Source organism: Alkalihalophilus pseudofirmus OF4, from assembly GCF_000005825.2.
Classification (GTDB): Bacteria; Bacillota; Bacilli; order Bacillales; family Bacillaceae_D; genus Alkalihalophilus; species Alkalihalophilus pseudofirmus.
Map to the genome: position 1 here is coordinate 3,499,677 of NC_013791.2, position 19,974 is coordinate 3,519,650.

Genomic DNA, 19,974 nt, shown 5'->3' on the forward strand with positions numbered 1-19,974 from the left:
GAACAGAAAACATATTGTACAGAATAAATAATTTCTCAATGATGTCACCCCAGTCTCGTTTCTATAGTCCTATTATCGTAAGTTTACTATTAATTTACAAGGAAGATCATTGAACTTTAGAAAGATTTTATTAAAGCTACTAAAAAAGAAGAGGATTTCTCCCCTTCTTACTCTTAATAGGTTATATCAATTCGATAGTCACCTGGCGTGTACTTAATTTCTGCGCCCTGCTCTTCTGTAACAAAGCGAAGGGGTACAAAAGTCGTTCCTTGCCTTACTATAGGTGCTTGGTCTATCGTTTTAGCTGTGCCATTAACTGTCACTCGCGTAGAATCAATGACAAGACGAATCGTTGTTTTTCCTTTAGTAATCGTCACTGTCCGACTTGATTGATCCCATTGAACGTTCGCTCCTAGATTTTCACTAATAAAGCGAAGCGGAACTTGAGTACGTCCTCCCGTAGTAAATGGAGATTCTAACAGCTTCATAATCCCATCATGAATATAGGCGTGCTCATCTCCTAGGAACATTACTAGACGGTTTGGCTGGATGCTGCTAACAGGCGATGCCTTTGTAAATGTAAATATTTTTCTAGCAGCTACGTTGTCTTTTGAATCAAATACAATCGCTTCTAGTTGGTTCGTCCCTGCTTTTAATTGATTATAGTTCAAGTTAAAGCTAAATGGATATTGTGTCGGCTGACCGATCGTTGCTCCATTTAAGCGGTACACTACTTTTGAAATATTAGGATCATAGGTCTTGGCAAATCCGAGCCCTTTAACAGATTGACGAAGGTTCATGCCTTCTAATTCTGATATGACAGGTGCATCAGGGGTATCTTCAGCAGCCATAGGACCATTTACGACCTTGGATAAATAATAAGGATCTTGTATCATCCCTTTATAGCTCGCAAGAAAACGGTCATTTACTGTAAGGCTGTAGTTATTCGACCGGCGGTCAATTGGAATATTTTGTGCGCTGATCGTGTCGACACTAAACCAATGAACAGCCTTTACACGCGGGTATTTCATTTTTAATCCGTCGTACAGCATTTTCATTTTCGTTTCTGCAAAATGAGTTTTGTCTTTTTGATCGACAGAGGTGTAATGACTTGAAGCCGTTTCTGCGATCATGATCGGTTTCCTATTGGCATAGGTGTTATAGATCGGTTCCACTTTATCAAGTGGATTTAATTGATCCGTCGGACGGTTCGGATCCCCATTTAAATACGGGACACTGTACAAATTTATTCCGACCCAATCCACATAGGCATCACCGGGATAATATTGGTCGATGTACGCTTCTGGTGTGGCACTTGGCGCCCATACCATTGCTACATTCGGAGCCTCTTCTTTCATTACTTTCGCTACTGTACGGAATTTTTCTTTATACAAATCAGGATTCCCGTTCCAAGGCACCCAGCCGCCATTCATCTCTGATGCGTAACGTAAGAAAATCGGCACTCCAGCCGCTTTCGCATCACGAGCAAACTTGCGCAAGTAGGCATCATCTTTTACTTGATTCAGCCCTGTGCGCGGCTCTAATGCTAACTGAATCGCTCCGCCAGCTTCTTTTACTTGTCTTGCAAAGTTATGAGGAAACTCTCTTCCATAATGGTGATAAGTAAAATAAACAGCATGCTGCTTTCCTGTCAGCTGATTAAAGTTTCGATACGTATTTCCTGGTTGGTTTCTAATTTGGTCTTGCTCAAGATATGCCCCAATATACATTCCGTTAGCTGGCTCATATTTCCCTAACGTTCCTTGAGCTCTTTGACCTTTTTGTTCGACAAATAGATCAATCTCTGTATTCAAGGCATCTGCAAGTCTTTTTACAGCTAGGTACGTATTCACATCCCCACGCTTCCTGTGGGTCTCTGCTTCTAGATAATACGTATCCGCGGCTTTCTGGTATTGCTTATCTAACTCATAGGCTTCAGCAAGTTTTCTGTACGTACTTCCTTTTGGAGAGATAGACGCCGCTCGATTAAGCTCTGTTATCGCTTCTTTCACACGTCCTTGTTCAAGAAGTTCTACCCCTCGTACATAATGCTTCCAATCATTTGCCTCTGCCGTCTCTGGCAAGGTAAATGCAATAGCTGAGCAGATTAACATTACTGCAAGCAGTTTCTTTAGCATTTTACTCACTCCCTTCTTTTATCATATCGACATCTTAATGATACTTCTCTATCACTTTAAGCAAGTCTTCCCCACTATATGACCCATCTGCATTAATTCGATTTAATTCATACGGATTCGTATCAGATGTATTGACCCCTTCACGGACCGTATACATGATCGAGTGACCGAGCTCTGTAGAAACATCAATCACCGTTTCATTGAACGCTCCGAATGGATACGTAAACGAGTACACTTCATTTCCAATCTCTGTTTCAATTAACTCTTTTGCTTGCTTAAGATCTTGATAGATTCGCTCGCGGTATTCTTCTTCTGTCTCTTCGATTCCATCAACAAGCATTTTGTTTGTCATAAACGGACCTTCATCTTGCGTTGTTTCTACATAATAATGCCCATCATGCGTATGGTTTTGGATATCAATCCATCCTGATTCCACCATTTCACGCGCTTGACCCCAATCAAAGTGAGGACTTACACCCGGCGTTTCGCCGCGGTAACTGGTCACTACATAAATCGTTGCATACATTTCAAGTTCTTCTAAAATCGGGTACGCATACTCATAGTTACTTTCATACCCATCATCAATCGTAATAACGAGCGGTCTTTCAGGAAGTTCTTTTCCATTGTATAAATGCTCATACAGATCCCTCTCTGAAATAGATGTATATCCCGCTTCTTTAAGTGTTTCTAGCTGATCGCGGAATCTTTCTGGCTGCATCGTTACACTGCTCTCTTGTGCAGCATCTTCATGAAAATGATGATACATTAAAACGGTAATAGGACTTACCTCCGTGCTAGCTGGCTGTCCACAGGCACTTAAAACACTTAAAGTAAGCACCATTAGGATCAATTGTATTGCGTATTTCATTGGCAGTTTCACCTCTAATTTCAACTATTTGTAACCTTATTAAGTATACTAGGGTTTACCGATTGTGGGAAGATGTCGAATGGAATCTGTGAAAAACTAAAAGCACCCTTTCCTATGAAAGCTGCTCTAATTTATCCTGGCTATCTACAATTCTTCTAGGTACTGAAGGAGGTCCTCTGCGTTGTCTGTATGGTAGGTGACGCCTTGGTGATCAAATACAACTAATTGCGGCAATGATTCTACTGCGAGGGCTGATTGAAGATCTCTTCTAACCGGTGCATCTTGTTCTTGTGTGATGTTGTTATACCCTTGGACCTTTGGATGGGCCAGGATCAACTCTATTTCATCCCAGCTAGGATCTATTACTTGACCGCTTCCTTCTATATAGATCATTGAGACGCTGTACTGACCTTCTTCCTTTGCATAGTACTCTTCCATTATATCTTCTGCGGTTGTAAAATTTACAACCATCACATCAATCTCCAACTCCTCATTCGTAGGATCATAATCACTCATATCGTAATCAAGGTAAAGGCGATCACCATCGATGAGGTCATCTTCTTTAATAGGTGTTCTAGTTCCATCTATTATTGTGAGGTTCTCTTTAGAGATCACACCGCCGGAGGACATACTCTCAAAATGAATTTTCGTATGCGGAGTTAATGATTGCAGGTGATGCCAGAGTGATTCTGTTACATCTACGTAGATATTCTCTTCATCTGCGTTCCAAAAATAGGCGACGATCGGATGCTCCATTTCAAATGCTGCGGCGATGTCCTCTGGTACTTCACGGGCTGGATATTCGTATGTAGCCGCATCTATTTCATCCACATCTTCATCATTATACTCATCCTCTGAGGTACTGACTGTATTAATATCGGCACCACAACCGGATAATAGTAAAAAAGCCACAAAAACAGGTATACCTTTTTTTAACATAACTGTCGTCTCCTTTTACTTTATTTGACGTTTTGGAGTTAGTTTAGGTTTCATTAATGTGGGTATAGAGATTAGCTTGCTCATTGCGGCATTTACTGTTCAACTAACTAAGTGCTCAGTTCATGACTGGAGAAAATAAAAAAGACTGCCAAACCGAAGTCTGGCAGTCTCATAGCTCTATTTAACGAAAATACTTCACAGTTCCTTGGAAGATTGCTTCTGCAGCGTCTTCTTGGAATGAATTTGATGCTAGTTTACGAGCTTCTTCTGCATTTGATAGGAAGCCAACTTCTACTAGTACACTTGCCATTCTTGATGTTTGAATAACAGTGAAGTTTCCTTCTTTCACGCCGCGGTTGCGTGTGTTAAGTTTCGCAATCATTTCACTTTGAATATTTTCTGCTAAACGCTTACTGTCTGCGCTTGCATGGTTTCTGTTCCAGAATGTTTCTGAACCATTTGCAGACGATGGACCTGCATTGGCATGGATGCTGATGAAAGCATCCGCGCTGTTACGGTTTGCGATATTAGCACGTTCTGTTAGTGTTAAGAACACATCTGTCGTACGTGTCATAATGACTCTCGCACCTGCTGCCTCTAAGCGACGCTGTAATTTCAACGCGACAGCCAAGTTGAAGTCTTTTTCACGAAGTCCATTTGAGGAGGCTACTGCACCTGGGTCGTGCCCGCCGTGTCCAGCATCCACTACAATCGTTTTCCCTGCAAGCGATCCAGAACCGCCTGTTGAAGGGGTACGTAAATAAGATAATGAAACATAAGCAATATCACCATTATATGTAAATGCTGCCCAGTTCCCAATTACATTATAGTAGTTTACTTCCGTACCATTCGCTATACGTCCTATAGAAGGATGCTCTGTCCCTGGACCTGAACGTACATTTAAACCTGATGGCGCATTGTAGACAACTGCTTTTGTAGCAAATTGATCTAGAACATCAGAATTTGGTTTATATTCAGCTAGCTTCATATCATCATAGAGTGCCCGTCCTAAGAAAAGGATATACTCTAGACGAGTTGTCCCGCTGTTTGGTTTAAATGAACCATCTGGATACCCTGCTGAAATTCTAGCCGTAGTAATCGCATTAATTGAACTTGCTCCGAACGTTGATTGGTTAACATCACGATAGATAACGTCCGTTCTTGTCTCGCTTAGATTGAATGCGCGTTGTAAAAATACAGCCATTTGAGCACGAGTCACTGTATTACTTGGTGAAAAGGTTGTTGCTGATGTACCAGAGATCAGCTCTCTTTCTGTACCTGTAGCAATGTAGCCTGATGCGTAATGATTGGCTGGAACATCTGAGAACTTAGTAGCTCGCTGCGTTCCATTTAACTTTAGAGCACGTCCAATCATTGTTACTGCTTCTGCTCGCGTTACTTCCTGATGAGGTCTAAGTGTCCCATCTGGATTCCCCACTAGTATTCCGTCTTTTACTAAACGCTCGATGGTAGCATGTCCAGTATTCGGCATATCCGAAAATGGAGCACTTGCCTCCGCCACTCTAGTATCAAGTACGAAGGAAGATGCGATCATCGAGAAGATTAGCAGCATAAGTGTCAGCTTACGCATGTGATCACTCCTCTTTCTTATGTGTTTGTAGTCTATTGAGGCCGGAAAGCAACCAAAAAATCGACCTGACATCGATTGTTGATTTTCGTCAAAATAAGTAGTTGTAAAATGTTAGATTGTGAGGAACAATGTAGCTTTGTTGGCTCAATATCAACTCTACTGGAAATTCTATCATATTATAGTGTCATCTTAATGGTTAAAATGTCATATTTTATATTTCATTTTGATTACATTACATTTTTGTATAGAAAATTAGAGAAAATAAAAAGGCCGTCTTCTCTTATTTAGAAGACAGCCTCTAAATTAATGCATTCGTTTTGCCCCGATATAACGGTCGTTCCAATACTTTGTATCTGTTCTAGCAATCGTTACTCCTGTTGATGAACCACTATGAATAAATTGATTGCTTCCAATATAGATCCCTGCATGAGAGGCACCTGTTCCATTTATATCGAAGAAGACAAGATCACCAACACTTGGCTGGCTCACTGATTTTCCTTGTGACCACATCTGCGCAACGGTACGCGGTGTCTGCACTCCATTTTTTGAGAAGACAAATTGGATAAATCCGCTACAGTCAAACCCGGAAGCCGTTGTCCCGCCCCATACATAAGGCGTCCCGATCTGCTCAGAGGCATCCGCAATGACATTCATCATATTAAAACTGCCAACATTGCTGCCCCCGCCAGTACTTGGTGTAGATGAAGGAGTTCCAGCTAGTTGCTGAAGTTTTCCTAATGTAGCAGGTCCTGCGATACCATCTACCGTTAACCCCTGCTGACGTTGAAAGGCACGTACTGCTTGTTCCGTTACCGTGCCGTAATAACCGGTTGGAGCTTGTCCAAATAAACCAATCGTACGGAGCTGTGCCTGCATATTTGTCACAGCCGCACCAGTTGTCCCAATGCGAAGGATACTTGAGCTCGCACTTGTTTGTTGAGATGAGCCAGGCGCCGCTGATTGAGGTGGTGTAGATGGTGCGGTTACTTGGGCTTTGGGCCTTGCATTTGCCAATGCTCGATATGTATTCGCTCCGACAATGCCGTCTGCCACTAAATTATGTGCACGTTGGAAATCTTTTACCGCTGAATCGGTTTGAGGGCCAAACGTACCGGTTATAGAAGAAGTATAGTAACCTAGATCTTTTAATTTTTGCTGCAAGGAAGATACAGCGTCCCCATGATTATTTAATCTCAGTGTCGGCTGAGATGATGGTGACTGGGATGGTGCGCTTGCAGATGGTTGAGTTGGGACTGAAGCCGTACCACGTCCTGTTGCGTTTTGAAGCGCTGTAATTGTTTTAGGTCCAGCAATACCATCAACGGTTAAATTTTGCTGGCGCTGAAATGCTCTGACTGCCTCAGTAGTCACGCGGCCGTAATAACCAGTAGCATTCGAGTTGAAGTGTCCTGCACGTGAAAGCAATTGCTGTAGCTCTTGCACCGCACCACTTGTCGTCCCTTGCCGTAGAACTTGGTTCGACTGCAGCGTTCTAGCGTTAGATGAGGAAGATACGCTTGCTTGGCTCGCTTGCACTTGTGAAGCTTCTGTTAATTGCGCAAGAGTCGCCAGGTCAGCATTTCCAGTGGCCGGCAGTCCATTTGCTTTTTGAAATGCTTTCACGGCTTCTGTTGTAATAGAGCCATAGTAGCCGGTTGCGGTATGATAGTTGAAGTGACCGCGATCCTTTAAGGCTTTTTGAAGATCCTTAACATCAGGATCATTCATCCCTTCTGAGAGTGCTTGGTCACCAAGAGCCGCTTCACTTATTAGCGGTGAGGTGAAGAAGAGACCCGTGGCAAAAGAAGATGACAAAACGATGCGTTTCATGTTTGAGTGAGTCTTTAGTTGTTCATATGGCTTGTCCACATATAACGAGTTCGTCAAAAGTTACCCCTCCATTACCCTAGTATAGTAATTCTATTGTACTCTATATCAGTACATAAAGTGTGGGCTTTTTGTCGTATTTTTAGCTTTGAATTTTCTGTTTTATTGATTGTTTTTGACTATAAAAGTAGGTATTTATCACTTTTAATGTTATTTTGTCGAACTAATAGATTATATAAGTACATTAATCTCCCAAAAAATCTCAAAACCACCACTCAAGCTTCTCCTCTTATTTTGTTACCTAATTTTAACTTCAACTAATTCCTTATTATGTTAAATTTAAGTTAGATGACTTTTTCTCACACAAGGAGGGACTTTCATGAAATTACTTTTCTTGTTATACATACCTTCATTATTCTTGTTAGCAGGATGTGACATAGCAAGCGGTGAAGCGTCTGACGATTATATAAATGTTCTATACCAAGAAGATCGCGTACCGAATGAAATGATTGAAGAACATATTCAATTCAGCGCCTATAAAGCATTAGACGAGACAAGTCTAATCGAATACTGGAAACACTTTGAGTTAGAAGGTGCAATCCCTGAGATAGACTTTGACACTTCCGCTGTTGTTATACTTGGAACATTTGAACCGAGCACCTGCCCTCATTACATAGAAGGTTTTGAACAGAAAGATTCAAATCATACTGTTGCGTTTCAATTAATGCCTTATGATAACTGTTCTTTTGATTCTAATCCAATGTCATTTGTTCTTGAAATGGACCGAGATGTAGTTGAGAGGATGAACTGGGTAGAGTTTGATAGAGAGATAGTTGAGGTACGCAGAACATAAACAAAGCTTAGCGATTAAATTCGCTAAGCTTTTCTCTATTTATCCCCGTAGTAGTAATAATAGCTTGTATTGTCTTTTTTCTTATCATTTAACACCGCACCAATCAGTTTTGCTTGGGCTTGCTTAAGCTGTTCTGTTGCTTTCTTTGCACCGTCACGGTTCGTTTTCCCGCTAGAAACAACTAGAATCGAGCCATCTGTTAAATTCGCTAAAATCTGCGCATCTGTCACAGCAAGTGTAGGTGGTGTATCTAGCAATACATAGTCATAATATTGAAAAGCATCTTCTAACAAATCTGCCATGGCCTTAGAACTTAATAATTCTGAAGGGTTTGGAGGAATCGGTCCACACGTTAATACATGCAGCTCTTCCACTTTTGTTTCCTTTACTGCCTCAGACAAGGTGTGTTGTTTAGTAAGCACGTTAGTTAACCCAAATGTATTATCAACTTGAAATGTATAATGTACAGTTGGTTTACGCAGATCTGCATCCAGCAATAAGACTCGCTTGCCTTGCTGCGCCAGAACAATAGCGAGGTTGGCAATTGTTGTCGATTTACCCTCCCCCGGACCTGCTGAAGTGACTAGAATACTTCTCATCTCTTCGCCGTCCATATTGGCAAATTGAATATTTGTTCGTAATGTACGATATTGCTCAGCAATCGGCGACTTCGGATTGGAATGGCTGACTACTTTTCGCTGTTGCTGTGTCCTTGTACTAACCGACTGATTTCTTTTTAGCATGATCGTCACTTCCTAACTTCGTTAAACCTTTTGATACTTGTGTCTCATTTTCATCCATATGAGCAATAGTTGCAAGCACTGGAATCTCTAGCAGCTGCTCAATGTCCTGCTCGGTACGCACTGATTGATCTAGATATTCAAGGAGAAATGCAAGTCCCACTGCGGCCATAAGCCCGACAACAAATGCGATAGCCATATTTAATGAAGGATTAGGACTCACCGGTGTCGGATTAGAACTGAGTTCAGCCGGTGCTAAGATCACCACATTGTCTACTCGCAGTAGATTGGCGATCTCCCGCTGAAAGACTGCAGCTGTTGCATTAGCAAGATTGACTGCCATAGCTGGGTTCGCATCTTCTACTCGAATCGTCACAACTTGAGATTGACCTTCTTGTGAGACATTAAGCTGCCCGTTTAACTGCCCATGGGTGCGATTTAGATCTAGCTCATCAATGACCTGATCTAGGATATAAGGACTTTTCATGATAACGTTATACGTTTGAATGTACTTGGAATCGACATCAAATCCAGCCTGTTGTAAGGCAGCTGATGCAGCTCCTGCAGCTTGTTGACTGACTAGGATCTGTGTAGAGGATTGATACATCGGAGTTAAGACAAAATAGCTAACTACACCGCTTGTTGCTACCGCCAACACAGTTATCGTAATGATCATAATGATCCTTTTTTTCAATGTTTCATACAGCTCTCTTAAACTTATTGTTTCTTCCATTGTAATTCTAAAGCCTCCATCTATGCACTTGAATTTACTAGATTCTTAGGAATTATATCATACTTTTTGACAATTTGTGGCGGTTGCAACTGACTATTTTTTTACATTTAAATGAGAGTGACTCAAAGAGAGCCACTCTCACTATTTTTAACTCTTATTTTAAATCTGCCTTTTCAAGAAGAAGATTAACCATAGAAGCTACTTCAGCACGTAATGTGTTTCCTTTTGCGTTAAATGTTCCGTTCGTATTACCTACTATGATGCCAGCTTGTACAGCTAGCTCTACATCTTCCTTAGCCCAATTCGATACTTTATCTGCATCACTAAATTGGTCTAGCTTATGATCTTTATTATATTTATCCTCCGCAAACTCAATATACTGAGTAGCACGGGCAATCATAGCTGCCGCTTCTTCACGAGTGATAGGGTTATTCGGAGCAAATGTTCCGTTCGTATTACCTGCTACAATTCCAGCCTCTACAGCTGGTAATAAATCTTTCACAAACCATTCAGAACCGTTAACATCAGAGAATTGATCGTCATAATCAGTTGAGCTTGGCAACGCTAAAGCTCTTGTTAAGATAGCTGCAAATTCAGCACGTGTTGTCGTAGCAGCCCAACGTACTTCATTATTAGGAAACCCTACAATTACATCACGCACAGCTAATGAGTTAATTGCCTTTTCCGCCCAATGCCCAGCACTTAGATCACTAAACACAACTGGCTCACGCTCTACAACTACATACTTACTAAATTCATATGAACTGAAACGAACACGATCAGTACCCGCTTGTGTAGGAACCGCAACCGGCGCTGCATCTACGTTATAAACGACTAAGTTCTCAGGGTTTGTAACATCCGTCACTGGCAGTTCACGGTGAATATAGCTAGAGAAACGTGTCACGTTTTGAGACTTATCACCTGATCGAACAATCATAGAAAAATCAACAATCTCAGATTTTGCTTTAAGACCGCGCGCATCACTTTCAAGTGTAGCTGTTACCGTTGCTGCTTCTTGAGGGCTTGCAGGATTAACAAAGACTGACACTTCAAAGTCTGCATCTGCTGCAACATCAAGCATTCCGCGTACCTTCTCAGCCGCTAACTCTTTTACAGGAATTGTAACACTTCCGCTGTCTGTTTCAATGTCAACAACGATGTTTTTATTTACTGCTCCTTCAAGTGCTTCTACAGCAGCCTTAGGAAGACGAAGCTCAGCCACTTCACCCTCAGCACGCTCAACTTTCAAGCTGACACGATCAGCAGCAGGAGACCCCGAGATTACCTCAGCAAGCTTAGCGCCATCGACTTTCGTAACAGCCTTCACTTGACCTGTTTCAGATGTTTCGCGCTCAACCACAATCGAGTCACCAGCATCAACAGATTGGCCAGGACGAGGCGGGATTGGGTCTACTGGATCTGGATCGACTGGGTCTGGGTCAACCGGATCAGGGTCGACTGGACCTGGGTCGACTGGACCTGGGCCAGTACCACCGCCTGGAGGAGGTGTAGTGCCGCCACCTGCAGTTATTGTAATAGATTTACTTCCAATAATATCATCAAATCCTTTAACTTTAGCATGAACCGTATATGTTCCTGCGTTTGAGAAAGTAATGTTGCTGTTAGTTTGTTTTTGGGTACCTACATACCAGTCAAAAGCTATATTACGTACGTCATGGAGTGCTTCATTCATTTTATTAAGGTTAGCAATTTTGCTTCTGTAAGCATCATTCACTGATAAATAAAACTTATTTGACGTATTGGTTGTAGATGTTGATGGTCCATTGAGGGTAGTAATTTCTTTAAATGCGCTTGATATTAGAGCATTTCTGATTGAGTTATCTGGATCAATATATTCAGTAGCATCAGTTAAATCTCTAAAAAAGCCTTCCAGCCCTTGTCCAGTAGCTTCCATTAGAATTCCATTTAAATTTGTATTTGTTGATTTAGTGTCGAAAACAAGCTTTTCAATATTTCCTCGGAAAGAGATTGCATCCCCTACAGTTACAGTTACATATGACATTGGATTTGTGAAAAATTGATCTTTCATATCAGCAATGAATTGCACTATGTCGTTTGAAGTTATCTTACCTTCAAATAATAGTTGGAAATTATCTTGGTGTTCTTTTGAATCTCTAAAACCATTCAAGGCATTTTCTAAATCTGAAGGTTGTTCATAATTAGAATATACTAAAGTTCCGATTTCTTTTAATATATCTTTATATGCTTCCTCAACCTCTTCTCCTCTATCTCTTACTTTCACTGGAATATTAATCATAATATGATGTGGGTTAATATCGATAGGCCCTACATGCTTATAAAAAATATGCAAATCGTCAATTAATTCTGCTTCTACTTCACTTACACTCGCAGCCTGCACTTCTCCTCCTACTGGCAGTGTTGAGGCAATCGGGGTTACAGCTAGAGCTGTTGCAAGCATAATGCTTACGGCTTGTTTACTAAATGGGTAACGTTTCAAATTAAATCTCCTCCTATAATCTTCTAAATCTATCTATTGTTAGAATTATACTGATTCGTATGTATCATATCTAATAGTAATAGAGTCCTAGCAGAAACACAATACAATTTTGGTATTTTTAGGTCTTCCTTATAAAAAGCTTACGCATAAAAAAAGCCCAAACATAATGCTTGGACTAGAAATTCTCAACAAGGCCTTGTAATTCACTTTCTCTTGAGGCTTTTTTTGAGTGGTAGCTTTGCTCAAATTCAGATGCCGCATTTTTACTATGGCCATTTTGCGCTAATTCAGATTGAAGCTGGCTGTACGTTGCATAAAATTCAGCATCTGCAGAGGATTCTAATGCTTTAGCTTGTGACTTATACTTATTTGAATTGAACGAACCGCTTCCGCTGTCCATATACTCATCAAACGCTTGTTGCACTAAACTCTCAAGTTTTCCGTTATGCTCCCATTCTAACTGCTGAAACTTCGGGAAGTATCTATTTTTAATGGCAGTAACTGATTCTGATTCAGCAGGCTTGCTGGTTGATGGAGGCTGACTATTTCCTCCTCCTGTCGATCCGTTAGACCCGTTGTTGCCACTAGAGTTCCCCCCATTGGCAGCACCTGACCCTTGTGAAGAGTTATTATTACTAGTTTGTGTAACGTTGTTTGTCCCTCCACTTGACGGCGTTGAACTAACTGGCTGATAAACGAAGCCACCCTGATTAGGCTGTCCTGAGACAAGATCGTAGTTAGTTAATTGAGTAAATAACGGCACACCGGCATATTGCAAACCTATACTTGAGGAGCTTCCTCTAAAAGTTTGAGAAAAGACTGGAGCAGTGGGACTGTTATTTCCACGGGCTACGCTCTCATCCTCACCTAGCTCTTCCTCGGCAACAGCTGCTTTTTCTTCAGCAGTTAATGCCACTTCACCTACATCAGTATTTTTCTCGCTTTCACTCGCTGGCTTTCCTTCTGTAGCTTCGATCGCAGCCTCTTCAACCTTATCATTAAAAATATAGCTTCCTACAGCTAAAGTGACTGCAACTAAAGCTACTCCTCCTGTTAAGAGTAATCCTTTCTTTTTCACGTCGTATTCCTCCTTTTCTTCCTAATAATTAAATAGATGGCTATTCCAATTGCTCCGCCCACGGTATCTAAGATGACATCTTCAAACAGTCCTGTTCGCTCGGGATTCATTAAATGTCTGTACTCATCAATGCATGCAAAGATAAAGACTCCCATTAATGCTGTGATTCCGGCTGGTATGTGGCGTATGTTCAGGGACACTGCTATTCGCATTAAAAGTGCTCCTAGTACAGCAAAAACAACCACATGGGCCCCTTTGCGAATAAAAAATTCTATGAAGGCAGCAGGACCACGCTCTGCCACACTTATTTCTGAATTAGAATATGTAAAGTTTACAAAACCAAATACATTCTCAACCCAATCAAGCGGTACTCCTTCGAGTATTGGCCTTAAATCTTGATCTTCATACGGCTGAGATGAGGCAAAAATAATCATCCCTGCCCACAAGACAAGCAGCCCTGTTGTAAGTAGTACTTTTCTATTTTTCAAACCATCACCTATCTACTATATCTCTTCCATATGGTAACAATGACTCATCATTCTATTCTAACACATAGTTGCCTAATTTTTCTTACCTAACCAGGAATTATTTATGTAAAAATAAACCATTTAATAATTTTATTTAGATATACCCATTTCTTCATTTTCTCACACTCTTAATTCTTCATTTTTATAAAATGACTTAGAGCAAAATGACGAAATGACAGCTGTGCGCACTAATGTTTTTAAATTATGGCAACATGCACTCCTCACCTTTTCCCAGTAAGCTGTGTCTACCGCGGAATATGACAGAAGCGCTTCTGACTAAGGGAAGATTTACAATGCAAGCTCATTCGTTTGAAGAAATCCTAACCCAATATGAACCTCTAATCAAAGGGCAGCTGAAGAAATTAAACCTTTACCGTAATCATGAGCATTTTTATCAAGTCGGAGTGTGTGCACTATGGGAGGCTTACCGGAAATTTGAAGAGGGTAAAGGGTCCTTTTCAGCTTTCGCCCTTCATACGGTGCGCGGGCATATGTTAATGGAGTTAAGGCGTGAGCGTGTGTATGACGAGCGTTTTGTGCTGAAAGATCAGCAGGAAAGTTCCGAGTTTGCGAGGCCTGCGCCTTTAGTTGAATATTATGATGATCCCTTAGAGGAGCTTGAATCTTATATAGGGCAATTGTCTAGCCGTGAGCGCTTATGGGTGCAGGAGGCGATTGTGTATGAGAAGAAGCTTGGGCAGATTGCTCTTGAGCAGCAGGTGTCTAAAAATACGGTGGCGACATGGCGTAAGACGGCGTTGAAGAAGCTGCGTACGGCGGCTAGGGCGAGGGTGAAAGTGAAGTGAATTTAGGTTGTATTGGATTTCCAATTATTTGGGCGCATTTGTTCATAAAATGAAGAATTTCGTTTATAAATGCATTTTTCTGTTCATAAAAAGAGCTTTTCGTTTATAAATCAAGAAGAATGTAAATAAAAAGCACTTTTTGATAAATACAAAAAAGAGCCCATCCTCAGATCGGCTCATGGTACGATCATATATCCTTTTTCTTCGACCGCTTCGGCCATTTGCTTAGTGTTAACGCGCGAGGCATCGTAGTCGACTCGTGCCGTCTTATCTTCTAGGTGAACATGGGCACGGTCGACGCCATCGAGTCCTTCTAGCGCTGATTTTACAGTTTCTAAGCAGTTCCCACAGCTCATTTTCTCAATTTGTAAAGTGACACGTTGCATGGAATCCCTCCATTATCAAACTAATTAATGGTTAGTATGTGATGACCTGGGGCAATTTATTCAATTATTATGCTTTTTCTTGATTCACAAACGGTCTTAATACAGCAGCAATCTCTTCAACGAGCTGAGAAGAGGTAAGATCAGCTTGATCCGTCCCTTTTTGTTGGATCTGCTGCATGAGATCTTTTAAATGTTGTTCTGTAAACTTTGTCGCGTCCTTAAGAGTAGACATCGTATCGATTCTCCTTAAATAGTTGTTTAGTAGATAATAACCGCTCTAGCTAATATGTAAACACTATTCCATAAAGTTAGACGATGTTATATAAATTACAGCATTCTTTACTATCTGCATGTCTAATGGTGTCGAGGATATGGTTATATACAGATTCCCCTTTTAACACTAAAATTAGACCTTTCGAGCAGAAACCAAATACCAATACAGGACTTTTGACCCATGTTATTTTTTATCGTGTCATGATTTTTGACTTTTGATTGTCCGATGTTTGAAATAAACTTCCGAAGTCGATTATTCAGTCATAATTCTAATTAAATCATAATGGTAATAACGGCGGTTTCTTATTCGATCATCCGCAAAAATCATTCTTTCTTTCGTCAAATGAACAAGGCTTTTTCGCACAGTTGAAGGGGCAAGGTCAGTTGATTCTTGAATCTGCACTACATTACTAATTGGATGGGCAAATAACGCTCCCCACACTTTCTGGTGCGATATTTGATCCAGCTTCTTAATACCTGCCTCATACAGCGCCTCTGCTCTATCTAACTTTTCGTACTGACTTTTAGCCATACGTATTGCTGCATCTAAAAAGAAAGTAATCCAGCCTTCCCAATCTGGAGAATCCCTTCCAATCGATCTTACACCGTTTAACATCGAATAGTACTTAAATTTCTCTTTTTCAAGCTCCTCACTCAAGAAAAACAGTGGAGAATCAATTAGATCGGTTTGAAGAAGATACAAGACAATTAAGATCCTTCCTAATCTCCCATTTCCGTCTAAGAAAGGATGAATGGACTCAAACTGCGCATGAATGATTGCCGCTTTAATCAACGGATGAAGAACGTCTTCCTCCTCATCCTTATAAGGGTGTCCATTGATATATCTTTCAAGATTAGACATGTAATCACCCATTAAATGAGGTTCAGGAGGGACGTATGAGGCATCTTTCATCTGGCTGGTGGGCCCAATAAAATTTTGAATCTTTCTATTTTCACCTGAAAAATATCATTAAGACTGTTAACTAATTCATGCTATACTCTTTACAACAACCTTGATACAGGAGGATTAACATGAAAAAACAGGATTTTGAGCGGTTGATAAAGGGGCTTCAAGCTGAGAGTGCACGGATGGCTGCTTCTACAGATAAAAAGCTATGGGAAACGCTTCGGGCTCCGTTCAGTTTAAGAGAGGCCCTTTCGACTTTAACGAAGGATGAACTGCATGATATTAGAAAGTTATTGGAGATCCCTAGGGCGAGTTCGTTAAATAAAGCTGCGTTGACCGACTTATTATGCGAACAGCTCCCGCACTTAGTTGAGAATGTTTACACGAGATGGGAGGACATGAGGTTTGCACTGCTTTTGAAGTTGATCAAGCAAGGCGGGATGGTCTCTGCTGATGGTTTTACAACCGGGCAGCTGATGTATTTTAGAAGCACGGGGTTTATTTTCACAGCGATCTATGAGGGAGAGCGAGTGCTTGCTTTACCAAATGAGTTTACAGAACTGCTTAAGGGGCTTGAAAAGGATAGGGAAGTTAAGAAGCTGATCAATAGAAATACCGAGTGGTTCAAGCTGATTAACGGGCTGCTTTATCACTACGGTACACTTTCGAGCACTGTCTTTTTCAGGTTTGTAGAGAAGTTTACGGGCGGCTCACTGGATCCATTGTTCTTCACTGTACTTAATGATACATCTAAATTTTACAAGCATATTCAAAAGAGCCACCATGCCTATTCTCATATTGAAGTAGATGAGCCGGCCGAGATTCTTCAGGCGCAGGAAATGCGTGCAGATATTGAGTTCAGGCCTTTAACGAAAGAAGAGGTAGTGAGAGCTGGTGCGCTTGGCTACATTGAACGGGATGAGTGCTACAGGAAATTTCATTCATATGTGTTAAGCAATTACGATATTGAAAAGCATGATGCCGAGCATATTACTCAAGAGGTGCTCTTTTCGATTAAGACGGGCTATGCAATGGGTGAATTGTTTGAGATGCTGCAAGAGTGGTTTGAGTTCCCTACTAAAGAAGCAGCTGAAGAAATGGCCGATCTGGTCGTGTACCTGAACAACCATACAAGGCAGTGGCCTAATAAAGGCTATGGACCAATTGAATTAAGGAAGAAACATGAGGCTGAGAGTAAGCCAACACCAGAGCAGCCGTCCAATGTGTTCAGCTTTGAGACCAAACAAAAAGTGGGCCGAAATGACGCATGTCCGTGCGGTAGCGGGAAGAAGTTTAAGAAGTGCTGCGGGGCGTAGAGAGAAAAAGAGCTGTCCGGTCCGGGCAGCTCTTGTTTGGTTTAAGGCGGCGGTTCGGACCGGCGTAATTATAGGTTGAAAGCATACAATTGGGACTATCACTGACGCATATCTTAGATGAACAGGCGCAATAACAATACATTGACGCAATTAGTCCGGGAACCAGCGCTATTAAATGATACATAAGCGCAATCTTGCCGCGAACAGACGCATAAGCGGCTTCAAAAAATACAATTATTTACCTCTGCACTTTCCTCAGTCATCACTTCATCCTCTTATCCGCTTCTTCACACTCTCGATATGAGCTATTTTCACTGACTCATCTGCATTTGCATATTTCTTCAACATGTAGTAGATCTTGTTCATTTCAAAATCAGTAAGAAGAGTTGGAGCCACCTTAATATGACTAGTCAGCACCTTTTTCAGCTCATTTCGCTTTAGAACAGCCACATTTAAAGAGTTGCATGTTACATCCTTTAATGTGCATCGCTCACTGAATACGATGAGTGAGTTAAAAAGGTCATCATCCTCTCGCTGCAAAGCATATTTTAGCGCATTAATATGTATCTCGTTTTGCCAAATTGGATTATAGAAACGATTTTTCTTCTTACTTTCTAACGTCTGCGTCCACTGTTTTTGTTTCTCATGACCGTAGATCCAGCCGCTGTAGTTTTTCGATTCCACGACATAGATTCCTGTTTTATGAATCATCATAAGGTCAATTTCAGTGGTTGTCCCGTTCTTCCGCGGAATGTAGAGGTTTGAAAGTAATTTATAGCTGCCCTCTATTTTCTCAAGCGTGTAGTAAGTCATAAACTCACCGTACACTCCTCGGTTAGCAACAGTTTCTCTAAATGAGTTGCCGCTTGCCTTTCCGTAAGTGGAAGAGTGATAGCGGATATAAGTAGGTCCAACAACGATAAGAGTTCCTAATGCAATTAATATAAGAAAAGTTAATAATACCCCCATTCAAATCACTCCCCACTCTTCACATACATCTCAGCAAACGTCACCCCGTCAATCAGCAGCACTTCACTCTCTTCGGCAAGCACTTTACAATCCTCGCTAAAATCATCCGCAAGCGAGAGTAAAATTTTCTGAACATGCTTCCCGTTTTCAAGAGGCAGGTGATCAACCATTTGATTCAGCTGCTTCACCCCTGTAGCACCAGTTATGCCTTTGTGCTTTTTCACTTGGATGTAGTACGTCACTTCCATCATACTTGGCTCAAATGGGGTATGGAGCGGTACTTCCTTTGAACATTTGAGGTCAATATCACCGCCAAGACGGTCGTATTGGTTTGCACGTTTAATCGTAAATCCGTTTGCTTCCATAAAGCTTTTGACTACTTTTTCAAAGTCACTTGGTGTGAGGTTTCTTGCCTCCTCAACCCACTCGTGATACAGCCTTTTCTCGACCTCTTTCATTTTTGCTTGAAGAGGATGGGCTTGTTTTAGTTCCGTCTTTTCGGATTCTATCATCAAAGTATGTATGGCTTCTTTAAAGCCCTTTTGCCTTACAACATTAACAGGGCTTGAATAAGCGATTGATTTCAGCAGACGCTTAATCACAGCCGGATACATCGCTTCATAATGCACCACTTGAACACTATCTGGGTCGACATGGATGACGTGCCGGTAGTCATTTCTCCCTTTCAAAGGTTCGATAAAGTCATAACAGCCGAGCCCGTCCTCTCTCAGTTTAGCCTGCATGATCGTAAAATGTTTCGAGTCTGGCTGCTTAGGTACCACGATGTAGTCTCCAGGCTTAATGTTGAGCATCCGGCTTAAAGTTCCCCATTGTTTTACGGCATCCCACTGTGCAGTTGCTTGCTCAAATGCTTGAATAAATTGGTCTTTTCCACTCAGCAAGGACAGACCTTCTGCAAAACTCCAACCCTGTCTCAAACGACCTTTTTCAATCTCATTAAATAACGTTTTTTGATCGTTTGTAGACTGCCTGAAAACAAAACATTGCGGAGCGGTATTGGGCTTATTAATTGCTACAAGCTCTCCTGATTCCGTTTCAAGTCGTAATGTAGGTATCACCGCTACTAGATCGACTCCGCCCGTATAATCCTCCCAGTATCCCATCTTCAAAAAGGCATCCGGATGCATAGGTGTACTTAGCACTCTCGCTTCTAAATGGAGAATGCTCGCTTGATTATTTCCGTAGCTGAACAAATAGGTGACTTCGTCTCTCTTGGCAATGATTTCGCCTTTTGTAAGCTGATCTTTAATCATTTTTATCATCCTCCATTATTTCCTCAATATATATGCAGCCTCGACACACCCAGGCAGAGAAGGCGTCTAGTATCACTTCATCTTCATCTAAATTGAGCTCTTCTGCGGCATCTTCATACATCTCGCTCTTGCATATAGGGCACGTTTTCATTTTTTCCCCCCGTTCATAGAAAGAGAGAACCTCGCTCCCTTGGTTCTCTCTGTTGGCCTTATTTATAGCTAACTTGCAGGAAATATGCACATTTCACAAAACATGGTGAAGAGGCAAAT

General features: G+C 41.3%; 19 protein-coding genes. 3 read left to right on the forward strand and 16 right to left on the reverse strand.

Translation table 11 applies throughout. From position 1 onward, the window contains the following. Positions 1 to 173 precede the first annotated feature (173 nt). The 5 genes from BPOF4_RS17435 to BPOF4_RS17455 all read right to left on the reverse strand — a co-directional run bounded on the left by BPOF4_RS17435 (position 174) and on the right by BPOF4_RS17455 (position 7,423). The gene (locus BPOF4_RS17435; RefSeq protein ID WP_012960553.1) at positions 174 to 2,138 is read right to left on the reverse strand and encodes a stalk domain-containing protein; all 1,965 of its coding nucleotides are present in this window, start codon (positions 2,136 to 2,138) and stop codon (positions 174 to 176) included. Between the two features lie 34 nt (positions 2,139 to 2,172). Continuing rightward, positions 2,173 to 3,006, reverse strand: a complete 834-nt coding sequence (locus BPOF4_RS17440) for a polysaccharide deacetylase family protein (protein ID WP_012960554.1) — start codon at positions 3,004 to 3,006, stop codon at positions 2,173 to 2,175. Between the two features lie 144 nt (positions 3,007 to 3,150). Continuing rightward, entirely contained in the window at positions 3,151 to 3,945 is a 795-nt protein-coding gene (locus BPOF4_RS17445; RefSeq protein ID WP_012960555.1) for a hypothetical protein, read from the reverse strand. 181 nt (positions 3,946 to 4,126) lie between these two features. Continuing rightward, positions 4,127 to 5,536, reverse strand: a complete 1,410-nt coding sequence (locus BPOF4_RS21315; protein ID WP_012960556.1) for an N-acetylmuramoyl-L-alanine amidase — start codon at positions 5,534 to 5,536, stop codon at positions 4,127 to 4,129. Between the two features lie 303 nt (positions 5,537 to 5,839). Continuing rightward, complete coding sequence (locus BPOF4_RS17455; protein ID WP_012960557.1) at positions 5,840 to 7,423, reverse strand: C40 family peptidase; 1,584 nt, start codon at positions 7,421 to 7,423, stop codon at positions 5,840 to 5,842. Positions 7,424 to 7,742: 319 nt separating this feature from the next. On the opposite strand from BPOF4_RS17455, the gene BPOF4_RS17460 reads away from it, so the two are divergent. Continuing rightward, positions 7,743 to 8,216: a hypothetical protein gene (locus BPOF4_RS17460; protein WP_012960558.1), complete on the forward strand. Its 474-nt coding sequence runs from the start codon at positions 7,743 to 7,745 to the stop codon at positions 8,214 to 8,216. A 35-nt stretch (positions 8,217 to 8,251) separates the two neighbouring features. Here the strand turns inward: BPOF4_RS17460 and BPOF4_RS17465 are convergent, their stop codons facing one another. From BPOF4_RS17465 to BPOF4_RS17485, 5 genes are all read right to left on the reverse strand, one after another. After that, complete coding sequence (locus BPOF4_RS17465) at positions 8,252 to 8,959, reverse strand: CpsD/CapB family tyrosine-protein kinase (RefSeq protein ID WP_012960559.1); 708 nt, start codon at positions 8,957 to 8,959, stop codon at positions 8,252 to 8,254. Beyond that, positions 8,934 to 9,689 carry a YveK family protein gene (locus BPOF4_RS17470; protein WP_012960560.1) on the reverse strand — a complete coding sequence of 252 codons (756 nt, stop codon included), beginning with the start codon at positions 9,687 to 9,689 and terminating at the stop codon, positions 8,934 to 8,936. Before BPOF4_RS17470 ends, BPOF4_RS17465 begins: the two co-directional genes overlap by 26 nt. Before the next feature lie 154 nt (positions 9,690 to 9,843). Then, positions 9,844 to 12,168 (reverse strand): S-layer homology domain-containing protein, encoded by a 2,325-nt coding sequence (locus BPOF4_RS17475; RefSeq protein ID WP_012960561.1) that lies wholly within the window; start codon positions 12,166 to 12,168, stop codon positions 9,844 to 9,846. 175 nt (positions 12,169 to 12,343) lie between these two features. Then, positions 12,344 to 13,246, reverse strand: coding sequence for a hypothetical protein (locus tag BPOF4_RS17480; protein ID WP_012960562.1), 903 nt, complete (start codon positions 13,244 to 13,246; stop codon positions 12,344 to 12,346). After that, positions 13,243 to 13,734 carry a VanZ family protein gene (locus tag BPOF4_RS17485; protein WP_012960563.1) on the reverse strand — a complete coding sequence of 164 codons (492 nt, stop codon included), beginning with the start codon at positions 13,732 to 13,734 and terminating at the stop codon, positions 13,243 to 13,245. The genes BPOF4_RS17480 and BPOF4_RS17485 overlap by 4 nt, the downstream gene beginning before the upstream one ends. Before the next feature lie 296 nt (positions 13,735 to 14,030). Here BPOF4_RS17485 and BPOF4_RS17490 point away from each other — a divergent pair, with 296 nt between their 5' ends. Then, positions 14,031 to 14,579, forward strand: a complete 549-nt coding sequence (locus BPOF4_RS17490; protein WP_158305584.1) for a sigma-70 family RNA polymerase sigma factor — start codon at positions 14,031 to 14,033, stop codon at positions 14,577 to 14,579. A 176-nt stretch (positions 14,580 to 14,755) separates the two neighbouring features. Here BPOF4_RS17490 and BPOF4_RS17495 read toward each other — a convergent pair whose 3' ends face one another. The 3 genes from BPOF4_RS17495 to BPOF4_RS17500 form a co-directional block, all read right to left on the reverse strand. After that, entirely contained in the window at positions 14,756 to 14,965 is a 210-nt protein-coding gene (locus tag BPOF4_RS17495) for a cation transporter (RefSeq protein ID WP_012960565.1), read from the reverse strand. Between the two features lie 67 nt (positions 14,966 to 15,032). Then, the gene (locus BPOF4_RS22300; RefSeq protein ID WP_012960566.1) at positions 15,033 to 15,197 is read right to left on the reverse strand and encodes a YwzD family small protein; all 165 of its coding nucleotides are present in this window, start codon (positions 15,195 to 15,197) and stop codon (positions 15,033 to 15,035) included. A 294-nt stretch (positions 15,198 to 15,491) separates the two neighbouring features. After that, positions 15,492 to 16,151, reverse strand: a complete 660-nt coding sequence (locus tag BPOF4_RS17500; RefSeq protein ID WP_012960567.1) for a Fic family protein — start codon at positions 16,149 to 16,151, stop codon at positions 15,492 to 15,494. A 119-nt stretch (positions 16,152 to 16,270) separates the two neighbouring features. Here BPOF4_RS17500 and BPOF4_RS17505 point away from each other — a divergent pair, with 119 nt between their 5' ends. After that, complete coding sequence (locus BPOF4_RS17505; RefSeq protein WP_012960568.1) at positions 16,271 to 17,461, forward strand: YecA family protein; 1,191 nt, start codon at positions 16,271 to 16,273, stop codon at positions 17,459 to 17,461. A gap of 267 nt (positions 17,462 to 17,728) precedes the next feature. Here BPOF4_RS17505 and BPOF4_RS17510 read toward each other — a convergent pair whose 3' ends face one another. The 3 genes from BPOF4_RS17510 to BPOF4_RS22965 are packed head-to-tail and all read right to left on the reverse strand — an operon-like array spanning position 17,729 to position 19,855. Then, the gene (locus BPOF4_RS17510) at positions 17,729 to 18,430 is read right to left on the reverse strand and encodes a nuclease-related domain-containing protein (protein ID WP_012960569.1); all 702 of its coding nucleotides are present in this window, start codon (positions 18,428 to 18,430) and stop codon (positions 17,729 to 17,731) included. A 5-nt stretch (positions 18,431 to 18,435) separates the two neighbouring features. Then, positions 18,436 to 19,704, reverse strand: a complete 1,269-nt coding sequence (locus tag BPOF4_RS17515) for a restriction endonuclease (protein ID WP_012960570.1) — start codon at positions 19,702 to 19,704, stop codon at positions 18,436 to 18,438. Next, positions 19,697 to 19,855, reverse strand: coding sequence for a YgiT-type zinc finger protein (locus tag BPOF4_RS22965; protein WP_012960571.1), 159 nt, complete (start codon positions 19,853 to 19,855; stop codon positions 19,697 to 19,699). Before BPOF4_RS22965 ends, BPOF4_RS17515 begins: the two co-directional genes overlap by 8 nt. Between the last annotated feature and the right edge of the window lie 119 nt (positions 19,856 to 19,974).